Genomic DNA, 14,276 nt, shown 5'->3' with positions numbered 1-14,276 from the left:
GTAGCGGATGAAGATGGACAAGGAAGACCTCGAGGGATTCGCAACCGATCCGGATACTGACATCGAGTGCCTGCAGATTGCACCGTTGAGCGGCGGCAAAGTGGCGATCCTGTTTCTGCTCAGCGACGCCGACTACGTCACCACTGTCTCTGTGATCTTTGTCGTTGAAAATTTCGACCCTAAGAAAGCTCGTGGGGCCCTTGTGACTTCTGAATGGCTGATGGCGCTCTCGGCCGCGCCTTCAGGCGAGTTGTTTGCACTTGAAGCCACCACCTGGATCTGGAGATACGGCGGTACGACTTGGACGCGTGATAAGGCCAGCGACAAAAGCCTCAGGCAGGTCTGGGCAGAGGATACCGGAGGGCCGATCACGGTTGGAACGGACGGGGTGGCTTATCGCTTGGTTGGCTCGCAGTGGCAGTCAATCACGCCCCTCCAAACTAATGAATACCTGGATATTCATGGGCATCCTAAGCATGGCATCTATGCCTGCGGTGAGATGGGCACTCTTCACCGTCTGGCGGGAACGGGCTGGCAGCCCCTGGAAACTCATCGGCACGATCGGCTGCGTGGCATCGACGTCGCGCCGGACGGCAAGATCAGGGTTGCCGGCGATGACGGCGCCTGCCTTCGAATTGCAAATGATGAAGTAACCGAGATGACCGCCGCCGCCGATATGACATATCTCTCTGTGCGAAGCTTCAATGGCAAAGCCTACTGGGGAGATGAGGCAGGGCTCAACATCGAAACGGCCGACGCGCTTCAGCCGTTCGAGGACACCGGCATTGCTTCAGATCTCCGCACTGATGGCGAGTTCCTGTACGTCGCCGGCATCGACACCGCGTGGCGGTTTGATGGCCGAAGATGGAAGACGCTTACACTCGTCTACGATGACGGCCTTCGACTTATCTGACAGTACTCAGTTAGTCGCTCGCCCCTCCACCGACAAGGTCGGACGGTGATGTGGTCATGAAGGGCTGTTCTGCGACAGATATGCCCGGACCTTGGCAAGGTCGAGTTCGGCAATGCGTTTCGGCGCCCCGTCGATCAACATGCGCAAGACGAACATTTCTCCGGGTTCGGGATACTCGGCGTAGAGGGCCTCCGCAATTTCCCGTCCCGCGTCGCCGGCGACCCGAAGGCCATCGAGATGAGCATCCAGCCTTTCAACGAGGCGCTCGAGCCGCTCCTCGTCCATGTCGGGATTCTCGTCGGGATTCAGCAAATGATGGTCATAGACGGTCCAAAGAAACGCCGCCATTTCCGCGTGCTGCCGCACAATCTCGCGCAGGATAACCTTGGGCATCAGTTCAGGTTCACCGATGCCCCACGAATACGGTTCGTAGCGCTGGCATGGCTTGTCACGTAAGTGCCGCGGATCGTGATGCGTCCGTCTTTTTCCATGATGATCGTGGCCTTGCCGCAGCGAAGTTCAATTCGCTCGTTCGCATTGATGCGCACATGTTCTCCGTCGCGAACGACATGCCGCGTGTTCGATTTGTGAGCCGGGTCAATAATCCGCCCGACGATGAGCGGCCGACCTGGATCACCGTCCTGAAACAGCAACGCCACTTCGGCGCCGATCATGTCCGAGGTCAATTCCGCAAGACTTCGCGCCGGAACGGCCGTTTCATTTGGATTGCCCGGGAAGACCACAAGAGGAGCATCTTCTCCGAAACCCAAGAAAATGCCGATTGCAACGCCTTCTATCCGTTCTTTTGTCGCCGACATGATCGCCCTCAGTTCTGCTTTATTTCGGAACCCTTCATCGTGATGTCGCTCGATGCCTTCACGTTGATCTTACCGGATCCCTTGATCGAGATATCCTTGCCTTCGATCGTGATGGTCCCGTCCTTCTTCATGGTGATTGTTGCGGACCCGCATTTGAAAGCGATCGAGTCACCCGCCTCGAGCAAAAACGTCTTTCCTACATTGACGGTCGAGTCCTCGCCAACCCGAATCATGCTGCCTTTTGCGATCTTGAGTTCGTGCGCCGCGCCAATCTCGGTCACGTCGTTGTCGGCGATTTTGGAGTTGCGGTCCTTTCCTATTTGAGAAGTCTGGCTCCCGGCGATCGCAAAGCTCTGGTCCGCACCTATCTGCACGCTTTGGCTGGCACCGACATTCCAGCTGTCGGAAGCGCCAATATCGTGGCTCTGCCCCGCCCCCACCGTAACCGAACGTGAGGCCCCAATGGTGTTCGTCTGCGCCGCGCCGACGCTGCGCGTCTCGGTGGCGCCCACGGTGTCGATGCGCGCCGCGCCCACTGTCACCGTCTGTACCAGCCCGACCGTCTGCGAATGGTTGGAGCCGATTGTTTCCGACGAATTGGCACCGACATGAATGGTCTCATTGGCGCCGACCGTCAGCGAGCGGTTGGCGCCCACCGTCTCCGTGTCGTTGCTGCCGATATTGGTCGTTTGATTGACACCCACCTTGACCGTCTTGTTGTTGCCGACGTCCTCGTCGAGGTTGTGACCGACGGAATGCTTGGCGTCGTGGTCGATGCGGTCGGATTGGTCGTGCTGGACCGTCTTGTTGCGGTCGTGCTTGATCAGCAGATGGTGGTCCTTCTGCGCCTGGAAATTGACCAGCTCGGAGCCGGCCTTGTCCTCGAACATCAGCTCGTTGTAGCCGCCGCCGCCTTTCGAGGAGTTCGACTTCCAACCTGATTGCGTCGCGTTGGCCGGCAGTCCGTAGGGTGGCATCTCAGCGGCATTGTAGACGCGGCCGGTGATGATCGGCAGGTCCGGGTCGCCTTCGATGAAGTCGACGATGACCTCCTGGCCGATGCGCGGGATCTGGATGAAGCCCCAGCCGCTGCCGGCCCAGGTCTGAGACACGCGCACGAAGCAGGACGAGTTCTGGTCCTTCTTGCCGAGGCGGTCCCAATGGAATTGCACCTTCACACGCGCGTATTTGTCGGTGAAGATTTCCTCACCCGAAGGGCCGACCACCGTTGCCGTTTGAGGGCCGCGCATGATCGGTCGCGGCGTGATTCGCGGTGGCCGATAGGCCAATTTTGTGGGTGCTACGCCCAGCACTACCTTGAAGTTCTCGCTGTGTGCTTCGTTCTGGGTCCGGTAGCCCGGATCGAACAGCCGGTATTCGGCGCTGACCACCAGATAGTCCTGGTTCTGGTCGTCGCGAGGAAAACTTTCCAGCGTGAACTTGCAGCCTGAAAAAAGGCCGCGCACGGTGCCCACCGCCGTGCTGTGCTGGTGCACCGCCTGGAGTTCCTCGCGCCGGATACCCGCAATCTTATCGCCCCGCCCAACATCGAGATGCGCGCCGGGCTGGCGATAGTTTTCGCCCGAGGCTTCCTTGTGGCTGAAGGGTTGGGCCGATTTCGCCATCAGATCGGCGCCAGGCTTCTCGAAATCATAGTCGGTATGGGCATAGGCGCCTGGTCGCACCGCGCTGCCTGGGATCCATTCGGTAATGTATTCAACGTCGCGCCGCGAGCCGTGGCCTTCGAAATTATAGAGCACCTTCTCGTAGCCGGGCACAGGCTTCAGCTTGCTCATCGCATCGCACAGCACCAGCGTGTGCTTGCCCTCGTCGTGCTCGAAGAAATAGAAGATGCCTTCGTGCTCGAGCAGCCGCTGCACGAAATCGAGATCGCTCTCATCGTACTGCACGCAATATTCGCGCGAGGGATAAGACCCCTGCAGCCGCTTCTCGAATTTGGCGATGCCGTATTTCGAGAATATCTTTTCAATGATCTCAACCGCTGTCATGTTCTGGAAAATACGGCAGTCGGTGGTGTTGCCGAGGAACCAGAGCCATGGCCTGACAGTTGCCTCGTAGAACGCCAGCCGGTCCTCGATGCGAGTTAGCTTGAAATCCGACACCAGGCCGCTGAACCAGCGCTTTGGATCGGATTCACCTTCGACCGAAACGACCCCGCCCAGCATCTTCAGCGGATCGACGTCACGGCTCTTGCTGACGAACCCCACGATATAGGCAAAGCTTCGGCTGATCTCGTCACGGCCGACAAGATGGGTAAAGGTCAGCACATCGGCGCCAACCGGCGTGTGTACAACCGTGGCACGTTCGTTCGGCATGGGGCGTGCCCCTCCTCGACGCGGCCGCCAGTGTGATGGATTGAAGACCCCGCATGCGTAAACTGCATCACGTTCGGGAAGTTTTCGAATTCACCGCATCGGACCGTTGCAAGCCTAGCATATGTTTGATGGAGGCCAAACAGAAGCAATGGCTAAACCGTGGCATGCATTCATGTGAAGGGCACCTGTCCCACTGCGCTGGCAAGATGCTAGAATGTCTAGGATTTCAGGGTTGCCAGTGGCGTCGAATGTTCATTTCGCTCCAGATCAGCAATGTTGACAGACTGCCGCCAGGCATCGCGACGAGCTATGCCGCCCGCGACCGCAGCTTCGAAATCGGGCGCGAAAATTGCGACTGGACACTTTCCGACCCCGACAAGTTCATCTCGGGCCGGCATTGCGAAGTCCACTATCAGGCGGGCTCGTTCTGGCTTCATGACGTCTCGCGCAACGGCACTTTCGTCAACGGCTCCCGCCAGCGCATGAATGCGCCTCATCGGCTGGCCCAAGGCGACCGGCTGCTGATCGGCCGTTATGTCGTCGCCGTTTCGGTCGACGAAGAGCGCGTCGCCACCGGTCATCCCCAAGCCAGGACCGGTTCGACGCAACGCGAGTTGCCGCTCTCGACGGGAACGCCGCTGGAACTGGGCAGCGCACTGTTCCACAAGCCGGCGGAGGCAACGCCGGTGTCAACGTCTTCAGTGCTGCAGTCCAGCCCCGCTGTCCCGGCCAGGCAGCCAGGGGAATCGGACGAGATACTGCGCGATATCGCCAGGGCGGCCGGCTTATCGCCGGAGTTGTTGCAGTCGCGCGACCCGAATGACGTCGCTGCCGAGATCGGTGCTGTGTTGAGAACCACGGTTGAGCAACTGTCCTTGCTGCTCAAGGCGCGCGCGGCGGCCAAGGTGCTCGCCAAAAGCGCGCACCGCACGATGATCGGCGCCGATGACAACAACCCACTGAAATTCGTGCCGGGCACCGACGACATACTCGAGATCATGTTTGCCAAGCGCCGGGCCGGCTATCTCGACGCCAGGCATAGCATCGAGGATGCGTTCCGTGACCTGAAGACCCACGAAATCGCGACCTACGCCGCCATGCAGGCCGCGCTCTCGAGGCTGCTCGACGACCTGTCGCCGGAGGCGATCGCCAAAAGAATCCCGCCTGCGTCCTTTTCATCCAGGAAAAGCCAAGCCTGGGATGCGCTCGTCGCAACGTGGCGGACGATGGAGGACAAGCACGAAAACGGTATGCTGGACGTCTTCCTAGCCTATTTCGCCGAAGCCTACGCGAAGGCTGGCAAGCAGAAATAGCCGCGCTCGGCAAATGTCGTCAGCAAGGCTCTTACGGGCTGTGTGAGGGACCCCGTGGAAGAAGCCGCTTCCTTGATCACCCTGCTTTCCGATTTCAATCGGCTTCCGGTGCGATTAGGATAGCGCATGGGTGCTTGCCTGCTGGCAAAGCGGCGTGGCTTGGGGCGTGTGCAGGAATGTCATGTTTCGGCAAGATCAGTCTTTCCATCCAGCTCGCTGTTGATACCCTGCCTGGTACGCGCCTCTCATCCCGCCTGGAAGATCCCCATAGCACCTCGACGGTGGTGCGCCGATGAGCTCGAAGGACGATCCCTCCGAGCCGCCGGACAAAACCGTCATCCGCGCGCCACGGCCAAGGCAAAAGCCGCGCGTGGCTCCCGATAGTTCCGCTGCTCCATCACCCGCCAGGGAATCGACGGTGTTCGACCCGGGCCTCGGCCGACAAATGCCCCCCGGCTGGTCGTCCGGAACCATGGTCTTTCAGGGGGCCAGCCACGGAGCTGAGCCCGCAGCGGCACCGGCGTTGCAGCAGGACGCCTTGCTCGACGCCACTGCTGGCGTGAGGTATGCCGCGACAAATCCTATCCTTGCCGCCGCAGCCCCCTTGCTCATGCTGTTCGGTCAGCTGCGGCTGATACCGGTCGAACGGCAGGCCGCAGCCTTGGCGGAGCATATCGCAGATGCCATCGAGACCTTCGACCATACCATTGCCAAAGCCGGTATTGGGGAAGAAGACGCACGGATCGCGAAATTTGCGCTTTGCGAAACCGCCGACGATCTCGTCGGCAACCTGCCCTGGCCGAACAAGGAAACCTGGCTTCAGCACAGTCTGGTGGTGCAGTTCTTCCACACACGACCGACAGGCACCGGCTTCTATGAAGCGCTGAACAACATCCTCGCCAAGCCTGAAGCGCATTACGACCTGCTCGAATTGATGCATGCCTGCCTGTCGCTGGGGCTCGAGGGCCAGTATCGGGGATTGTCCGGCGAACGGAACAAACTCGAGCGCGTTCGGCGCGACGTCTACGACACGCTGCGCTATTTCAGACCGCGCGCCGTCGAGGACCTCTCGCCCCGGTGGCGAGGCATGGCAGCGGCGATGCCCAAGCCACGATGGCGGCTGCCGCTCTGGGCGATCGCAGCCGCCGCAGCGACCCTCGTGACGGCCGCCTTTTTCGGGCTGCGTGTATTGATCACCGACGAAGGCGACGCGACCGCCGGCGCGTTGCTGGCGCTCAATCCTTCCACCCCGGTCACCATTGAACGCGCCAGCGTGGCGACACCCGCCGAACCGGTGCAAGCCAACCCGCCGCCACCCGCTCCTCCAAACACCACGCAGATCGACCGCATCCGCACTGCACTCGCCAAGGAGATCGCCGGCGGCGGACTGAGCGTCGGCACGAAGGGCGACTTCATCGTTGTCGCGATCAGCAACCAGCTTTCGTTCGTATCCGGCCAGGCCGAGTTGACGGCGCAGTTCCAGCCCATCGCGGCGGATATCGCCACGGCGCTCGATGCCGAACCCGGGCCCATCAAGATCGTCGGCCACACCGACAATGTGAAGCCGAAGAAGTCGAGCACGTTCAAGTCGAATTTCGATCTTTCCGTCGCGCGTGCAAAAGCGGTGCAGGCCATGATCGCCAAGCGATTGAAGGATCCATCGCGCCTGAGCGTCGACGGCAAGGGCGAAGACGAGCCCATCGCCGACAATGCGACGGCGGACGGCCGCGCCAAGAACCGCCGCGTCGACGTGATGATCCCGAAGGAGGAGTCGTTGTGAGCGAGCGCGGCGAGGAGCGGCTGATCCGCTGGGTGCTGCGGATCTTCAGCGTGCTTGCCTTGGTCGGCTTCTCGGCCGCGGTCTGGTATGCCGGACCGCTGATCCGCTTCGCCGATACCCGCCCGCTCGGATCCGTGTGGCTCAGGGCGTTCATCATCGGGGTGACGGTGGCGGGGCTGGCGTTGTTCTACGGCATCGGCTTCTGGCAAAGGCGCAAGGCGCAAAAGGCACTCGAAGCGGCTATCGTGCGCAGCGACCAGCGGAGCGACGACTCACAGGTGCTCGAAGCGCGCATGAGCGAAGCCATAGCGACGCTGAAGCGGACGAGCCGCAAGCGCAACTTCCTTTATGATATTCCCTGGTACATCATCATCGGCCCGCCAGGCGCCGGCAAGACGACGGCGCTGGTCAATTCCGGGCTGAAATTTCCACTTGCGGGCTCCGGCAATGCCCAGCCGGTGGCGGGCGTTGGTGGCACGCGGTCATGCGACTGGTGGTTTACGGATGAAGCGGTGCTGATCGACACGGCCGGCCGCTATACGACGCAGGAATCGGACCGCGAGCGCGACAAGGCAAGCTGGCTTGCTTTCCTCGGATTGCTCAAGAAAAGCCGCGCCAAGCAACCGATCAACGGCGTGATCCTCGCCATCAGCCTCGCCGATCTCATTGGCCTCGACGACCGGCATATCGAGGCACATGTCACCGAGATAAGAAGCCGCCTGCGCGAATTGCACGAGACACTGAAGATCCAGTTTCCCGTCTATCTGCTTTTCACAAAGGCCGATCTCGTCTCCGGCTTCATGGAGTATTTCGGTGAATTCGACGGATCGCGCAGGCGCAAGGTGTGGGGCACGACGTTCCAGACCGTCGATCGCACAAGGAACATGGCCGGCGAGGCGCCGGCCGAATTCGACGGTCTGGCGAAGCGCTTGGCGGAAGAAGTTGTCGATCGCTTGCAGGAAGAGGCCGACCCGGTAGCGCGCATCGCCATCTTCGGCTTCCCGGCGCAGTTCGGTGCCCTCAGGAACCGGATAACGCATTTCATCGGCAGTTTGTTCGATGCCTCTCGATTGCGGGTGAATGTCAGCCTTCGGGGCCTCTATTTCTCCTCTGGTACCCAGGAAGGAACACCGTTCGATCAGGTGCTGGGCGCAATCGGCCGCAGCTTCGGCACCACCTCGCAGGCGCATCTTTCCGGCACAGGCAAGAGCTTCTTCCTGCACGATCTCCTGACCAAGGTGATCTTCCCGGAATCGGGCTGGGTATCCTTCGACCGAACGGCCGAACGGCGCACCAGGCTCGCGAGACTTGTCGGCCTCGCCGCGATTGCGCTGGCGGCCTTGGCGGCGCTCGGCGCCTTTGGCCTCAGCTTCTTCGCCAACAAGTCGCTGATCACCTCCACCAGGCAGGCCATGGCACAGTATCGCGACAGCGCCGATTCGCTGCTCAAGAGCACGACGGTGACCGACGTCGACCTGGAAAACGTCATCGGCCCGCTTGACCAGCTGCGCAACCTGCCCGCCGGCTTCGAGAACGGCGACCAGGCAAAGTCGATCGAGGAGACGTTCGGGCTTAGCCAGCACGAGAGGCTGCTGTCTGCCTCCAGAACTGCCTATCGGCAAGCGCTCGAGCGGACATTCCGCTCGCGGCTCTTGGTGCAGGCCGAGCGCACCATCCAGGCCAAGATGGCCGATCCGATCGCGCTCTACGAGCCCCTGAAGATCTACCTGATGCTGGGCGGCAAGGCCCCGAAGGTCGATGACGAGTTGATCGTTTCCTGGATGAGGCAGGATTGGGAAGAGAACCGCTATCCCGGCGAAAGCAACCGCGAGGGCCGCGCGCAGCTCGAAAAGCATCTGCGCGCCATGCTCGCGCTCGACGACGCCTACGATCCCGTCTTCGAACTCAACCAGCCACTGATCGAAGCCGCGCAACGCTCGCTTGGGCGCATGAGCCTTGCCGACCGCGCTTCGGCGCTGATCAAGTCGGCGGTCTACGCCGCAAGGCTGGAAGACCTCTCCGTTGCAGCGAAAGCCGGCCCCGAGGCGCAGCTGCTGTTCGAACGCATGGATGGCAGCGATCTCGCCGATCTCAACGTTCCTGGACTTTACACGCGCGCCGGCTTCAACCGCTTCTTCCTGCCGCAGCTGTCGCGCATCGCGCAAATGCTCGTCAACGACGAGTGGGTGCTCGGCGGAGGCGGCGAACAGGGCGGCATCGACCAGGACCTGCCCAAGCTCGGTCCCGAATTGATCGACCGCTACGGCGAGGAATTCTCCTCCGCATGGAACCGCGTGCTCGACCAGCTGAAGTTCAAGGCGTTGCTCAAGGACAAGCCGCAATATCTCGCGCTTTCCGCCCTCGCCGCGTCGGACTCGCCTCTCGATCAGTTGTTCACGGCGATCGCCGATGAGACTGCATTGACGAAGCAGAACACCACGGCCGAGGGCGAGAGCAGCGCAGCGCAAGAGGACCCACCCAGCATGGCCAAAGGTCTGGCACGCATCGGCCTGCAGATCGCCGGCGGCAAGTCGCAGAGCCGAGCCGGACTGGATTCGGCTGTCGCGCAGAATGCCGGCGCGGGCGTCGAGGCACAGTTTCGATCGTTCCAGGCCCTGGTGAGCGGCGTCAGTGGACGGCGGCCGCTCGATGCGTTGACGCGGAATTTCCGCGACATCTTTCAAAGCCTCAAGCTTTCGGCCGATGTCCCTTCACAGACCGAACGCGTCAACGCCAACCTGCAGTTGCAGATCTCCACGCTGCGCGCCAATGCCTCCCGCCTTCCGAAGCCGCTGGCGCGCATGGTCAACGCGGCAGCGGACGAGTTTGAAGGCAATGTCGCCGAAGCCTCGGTGGCCAACCTCAACCAGAACCTCGACCAGACGGTCACGCGAGCCTGCGAGGAGGCGGTCAACGGTCGCTATCCCTTCGCCAGTGACGGCACCGAAGAGATCTCGATAGCGGATTTCGCCAAACTCTTCGCGCCGGGCGGGCTGATGGACCGCTTCTTCGCGCAGAACCTTGCGCCGCTGATCGACATGACCGGCCAGGAATGGACCTGGAGGCAGGATGTCCGCCGCGACCTGGCGAAGTCGACCTTGAAATCATTTCAGACGGCCGCCGAAATCCGCAGCGCCTTCTTCCCTTCCGGCGGCTCGGTGCCGTCGGTTTCGATTACCTTCACGCCTTTTTCGCTGAATAGCGACGCTAACAACGCGGTTCTCAACATCGACGGCCAGACCGTCCAAAGTAGCCAGGCGGGGAGCGCGCCAAGCACAGTGACCTGGCCAAACAGCACTGCCTCTGGTTCCGCCAGCCTCAGCCTGATGCCGGAAATGCCAGGCCGCGACTCCGCTCTCAAATTCGAAGGACCGTGGGCCTTGAGGCGTCTGTTGGACAAGGCGACCATCACCGGCAATGGCGCCAACACCGAAGCCCGTTTCGTGATCGGCGGACGAGACGTCGCTTACACGATACAGACCGGACCGGGGCCTAACCCCTTCCTGCTGCCGGCCCTGTCCGGCTTCAGCTGTCCGAAGGCGTTCTGACATGGCTGTGTTCCAGCGCACCGACGGCCGCAGCGTTCATTTCGGTACTCTAACGTATGCGCTTGTGGCAAAGTGGCCTGGGCACCCTGCCCATGCTTGGTCACAGAGGACGCTCGCGAAGCGCTTGGTGGCAAATTGAGCTCTGTCGCCCTTCCCATCGAAAGCTTCGGCGTGAGCCATAAGGGCTGCGTGCGCGACCACAATGAGGACAACTACCTGATAGAGCCGCAGACCGGCCTGTGGGTGGTGGCCGATGGCATGGGCGGGCACGAGGCCGGCGAGGTCGCGTCGGCCAGCATCGTCGATCATCTGGCGACGATCGGCATTGCGAGCTCGGCACCAGACCTTCGTGCGCGCTTCGAAGACCGGCTGAGCCGCGCCAATTCCGAGATCCGTAACATCTCGCGATCCCGCGGCATCACCATCGGCTCGACCTTCGCGGCTTTGCTTGCCATGGACGGACGGTTCGCTGGCCTGTGGGCCGGCGACAGCCGCATCTATCTGGTCCGCAACGGCGCGATCTTTCAGGTCTCGAAGGATCACACCGAGGTCCAGGAGTTGCTGGACCGCGGCATGATCAGCGCGGAGGAAGCTCTTACCTGGCCGCGCCGCCATGTCATCACCCATGCCGTCGGCGTCAGCGATGAACTCGAGATCGATTTCCAGCAGGGCGAGCTGATGCCGGGGGATGTTTTCGTCCTGAGCACCGACGGACTGACGGCACATGTCAGCGACGCCGAGATCGAAGCCGCGGTGATATCCGCAACGCCCCAGGCGGCGTGCCGAAGCCTGCTGGAGACGGTGCTGGCGCGCGGCGGAACCGACAATGTGACCATCGTACTCGTGAAGATCGGCGGCGGGCGCAACGGTGCGCTCCATTCGGATCGGTCCGAAGCGGAGAGCCTGGCGAGATGAGCGACGACGACAAGACCCGGATATCGACGGATGCCACCTATGCTGGCGTCGGGACCCAGCTCAGCGGCATTTATGAACTCGACGAGAGGATCGCATCCGGCGGCATGGGAGAAGTCTACCGCGGCCACAACATCCAGACCGGCGACCATGTGGCGATCAAGATCGTACTGCCCGAATTCGCCCGCGATCAGACGATCCTGTCGCTGTTCCGCAAGGAAGCGTCGATCCTCAACCATCTGTCGCATGACGCGGTGGTGCGCTATCACGTCTTCACCATCGATCCGAGGATCGGCCGCCCTTATCTCGCGATGGAGTTCGTGGACGGCCAGTCCCTGTTCGACGTGATGCGTCACGGACCGATGCCGGGGGAAGAAGTGCGGCGGCTTTGCCATCGCCTGACGTCGGGGCTCGCCGCAGTGCACCAGGCGGGCGCGGTTCACCGCGATCTCTCGCCGGACAACATCATCCTGCCTGGCGGGCGGGTGGAACGCGCCAAGATCATCGATTTCGGCATCGCTCGGTCGGCGGCCGCAGGCGGTGAAACGCTGATCGGCGGGAAGTTCGCCGGCAAATACAATTACGTTTCGCCCGAACAGCTCGGCCTCTATGGCGGTGAGGTCAGCGAGCAGTCCGATATCTATAGCCTCGGCCTGGTGCTCGCCGCGGCATTGCGCGGAAAGCCGCTCGATATGGGCGGCTCGCAATACGAGGTGATCGAGAAACGCCGGACCGTGCCGGACCTGTCTGACATAGATCCCGATTTCCAAGAGCTCATTGCCGCGATGCTGCAGCCGGATCCGCGCGATCGGCCGGCCAGCATGGCCGAGATCGCCAGGGAAACGCGTGGCGAGGATGTCGACGTGACGTTGCCGCCGGTATCGTATGGTTCGCGTGAACGCTCGGGCTTGCCGCGCGCCGGCTGGACGACACTGCCCAAGTCCAGGCTCCAGCCTTCGGCGTCTCCGGGCGAACAGCGCTTCGTTGAACACGTGCGGCCGGCGCATCTGTCGCAACCAGGGTCCGCGCCGACGCCCGCGCCGGCCAGCGCCACCACGCCGGCTGGGCCGCGAAAATCGTCGCGGATGCCGGCCATCGCTGGCGGCCTTGTGACGCTGGCGGTCCTGTTGGGGGGCGGCGTTTACTTCAGTGGCATGCTGGCGCCATCGCCGGCCGAAAAGGAACTCAAGCCCCTGATACCGAAGCCGGTGGCCCAAACACCGCGAGCGGAAGCATCGAAACCTCAGCCACAATCACCGGTGCAGCCTCGGCCGGAGCCGTCAAAACCTGACAGCGCTGCCACCGTCGAAACGGTGAAGCCACCTGCCCTGCCGGATGTACAGGTGAAGACCCCAATACCGGCTGAGAACCAGGCGGAGGCGGCGGGCGAGCAGACGCCGGAGCCGGCCAAGCCCACCGAAATCCCCGTACCGACCCCCAAGCCCGAGGTGCCGCCGGCGACAGAATCACGGCAGCCCGCCGAGCAGGCGCCGGCCGCCCAGTCCGAATTGACGGCCAACAACAATCGAGCGCAAGTGCCCTCGGGCGAGATCAAGCCTGCCCAGACGCCGGCCGCGAACCCGCCAACGGCAGTGCCGGTGCCAAAGGCTGAGGAGAGTGCGAACTCGTCAAAACCAGCCAGCGCGCCGCCGAAGGCGTTCGAGCCAACCCAGGTGGTGGCAGAGGGCAAGCCGGCACAGGAGGCAACCCCGCCGGCGACAAAACCAAGCGCAACCGACCTCGTCGACACGCTGTCCAAATTGGCCAAGCCGAACGCCTCCTCGCCTCCGATTGCGCAGAGCCCCGTGCCGGCGCAGCCGACCAGCCCGCCGGCTGAACAGCCGGCGCCGACCCCGACCGCCAGCCAGCCGCAACCAACCGCGCCATCAGAGCCAACGCAGGCGGCGCAGCCGTCCCAACAACCGCAGTTGCCGGTAACCACGCAGCCCGAAAATACAGAAGTCGCGATCAATGTGCCCAAGCCGGCGGTTCCGCCGGCGAAGGCGGTCGACGAGACGGCGCAACGCGCCTCATGGGTGCGCGACTTCAGCGGCGGCGACTGCTTCTACGCGTCGCTGACACCGGACAATGCCAGCGCCCCCGCCATCGAGGGCTTCGCAAGGGCCGTGCAGCCGTTCGAGCGGATGCTCAATGATTTTCGGTCGAGGTTCCATGTCGAGCCGGACATCAGCGTCCGTCTCATCGAGCAACCCCAGTGTGAAGTGACAAACTTCCTGCGCTTCATCGACCGGAACCGTGCGGAAAGTCCGCAGCTCGTTCTCGACCGGACATCGGTGCCGGATGGCGCGCCGATCAGCGGCACGCTGGTAACGCATGGCGGGCTGGTTTCCAACGTCATGCTGATCGACCACAAGGGCATCGCCTTCAACCTCGACGATCGCATCGTGGCGCAAGCCGACAAGGCGACTTTCAACATCCCCATCGGTCTAGGCGCCGCCGACAAGGCGGCCGGCAAGGCCCTGCCGCAGATCATGCTGGTGATCACCGGACCGAAGGACATCCAGGCCGCGATGTTCTCGAGACCGACACCGGTCTCCGAGCTTTTGCCAAAGATCCTCGAGGAGATCGGCTCCGACGGCTCGGGGTTTTCCGCCACCGCCAAATATTTCCGGCTCGGCGGATAGATATGAACGCC

At 62.3% G+C, this 14,276-nt stretch carries 9 protein-coding genes; 6 read left to right on the top strand and 3 right to left on the bottom strand.

The genetic code is table 11. The annotated features are described in order from the left end of the window. The first annotated feature begins 7 nt into the window (after positions 1-7). A complete protein-coding gene (locus tag LB536_RS04995) occupies positions 8-913 on the top strand; it encodes a hypothetical protein (protein WP_224590316.1) in 906 nt (301 codons plus the stop codon). A gap of 54 nt (positions 914-967) precedes the next feature. On the opposite strand, the gene LB536_RS04990 is transcribed toward LB536_RS04995, so the two are convergent. The 3 genes from LB536_RS04990 to tssI are packed head-to-tail and all read right to left on the bottom strand — an operon-like array spanning position 968 to position 4,067. After that, a complete protein-coding gene (locus LB536_RS04990) occupies positions 968-1,306 on the bottom strand; it encodes a hypothetical protein (RefSeq protein ID WP_140763741.1) in 339 nt (112 codons plus the stop codon). After that, positions 1,306-1,731, bottom strand: a complete 426-nt coding sequence (locus LB536_RS04985) for a DUF6484 domain-containing protein (protein ID WP_140763738.1) — start codon at positions 1,729-1,731, stop codon at positions 1,306-1,308. The genes LB536_RS04990 and LB536_RS04985 overlap by 1 nt, the downstream gene beginning before the upstream one ends. 8 nt (positions 1,732-1,739) lie before the next feature. Further along, entirely contained in the window at positions 1,740-4,067 is a 2,328-nt protein-coding gene (gene tssI / locus LB536_RS04980; RefSeq protein ID WP_224590315.1) for a type VI secretion system tip protein TssI/VgrG, read from the bottom strand. Between the two features lie 248 nt (positions 4,068-4,315). Between tssI and tagH the strand changes: the two genes are divergently transcribed. The 5 genes from tagH to LB536_RS04955 all read left to right on the top strand — a co-directional run bounded on the left by tagH (position 4,316) and on the right by LB536_RS04955 (position 14,265). Further along, positions 4,316-5,380 carry a type VI secretion system-associated FHA domain protein TagH gene (gene tagH, locus LB536_RS04975; protein WP_224590314.1) on the top strand — a complete coding sequence of 355 codons (1,065 nt, stop codon included), beginning with the start codon at positions 4,316-4,318 and terminating at the stop codon, positions 5,378-5,380. Positions 5,381-5,672: 292 nt separating this feature from the next. Further along, entirely contained in the window at positions 5,673-7,160 is a 1,488-nt protein-coding gene (gene tssL / locus LB536_RS04970) for a type VI secretion system protein TssL, long form (protein WP_224590313.1), read from the top strand. A gap of 20 nt (positions 7,161-7,180) precedes the next feature. Beyond that, positions 7,181-10,708, top strand: a complete 3,528-nt coding sequence (gene tssM / locus LB536_RS04965) for a type VI secretion system membrane subunit TssM (RefSeq protein WP_224590364.1) — start codon at positions 7,181-7,183, stop codon at positions 10,706-10,708. A gap of 135 nt (positions 10,709-10,843) precedes the next feature. Next, complete coding sequence (locus LB536_RS04960; RefSeq protein WP_224590312.1) at positions 10,844-11,623, top strand: PP2C family protein-serine/threonine phosphatase; 780 nt, start codon at positions 10,844-10,846, stop codon at positions 11,621-11,623. Continuing rightward, the gene (locus LB536_RS04955) at positions 11,620-14,265 is read left to right on the top strand and encodes a serine/threonine-protein kinase (RefSeq protein ID WP_224590311.1); all 2,646 of its coding nucleotides are present in this window, start codon (positions 11,620-11,622) and stop codon (positions 14,263-14,265) included. Before LB536_RS04960 ends, LB536_RS04955 begins: the two co-directional genes overlap by 4 nt. Positions 14,266-14,276: the final 11 nt, after the last annotated feature.

It is taken from the genome of Mesorhizobium sp. ES1-3 (genome assembly GCF_020164795.1).
GTDB lineage: Bacteria > Pseudomonadota > Alphaproteobacteria > Rhizobiales > Rhizobiaceae > Mesorhizobium.
This window is presented reverse-complemented; position numbering and strand designations above follow the sequence as displayed.

What these genes read in the sequence shown, in the direction of transcription:
- LB536_RS04995 (WP_224590316.1), top strand. Translation starts at nt 8, where the DNA reads ATGAAGATGGACAAGGAAGACCTCGAGGGATTCGCAACCGATCCGGAT.
- LB536_RS04990 (WP_140763741.1), bottom strand. Translation starts at nt 1,306, where the DNA reads ATGCCCAAGGTTATCCTGCGCGAGATTGTGCGGCAGCACGCGGAAATG.
- LB536_RS04985 (WP_140763738.1), bottom strand. Translation starts at nt 1,731, where the DNA reads ATGTCGGCGACAAAAGAACGGATAGAAGGCGTTGCAATCGGCATTTTC.
- tssI (WP_224590315.1), bottom strand. Translation starts at nt 4,067, where the DNA reads ATGCCGAACGAACGTGCCACGGTTGTACACACGCCGGTTGGCGCCGAT.
- tagH (WP_224590314.1), top strand. Translation starts at nt 4,316, where the DNA reads ATGTTCATTTCGCTCCAGATCAGCAATGTTGACAGACTGCCGCCAGGC.
- tssL (WP_224590313.1), top strand. Translation starts at nt 5,673, where the DNA reads ATGAGCTCGAAGGACGATCCCTCCGAGCCGCCGGACAAAACCGTCATC.
- LB536_RS04955 (WP_224590311.1), top strand. Translation starts at nt 11,620, where the DNA reads ATGAGCGACGACGACAAGACCCGGATATCGACGGATGCCACCTATGCT.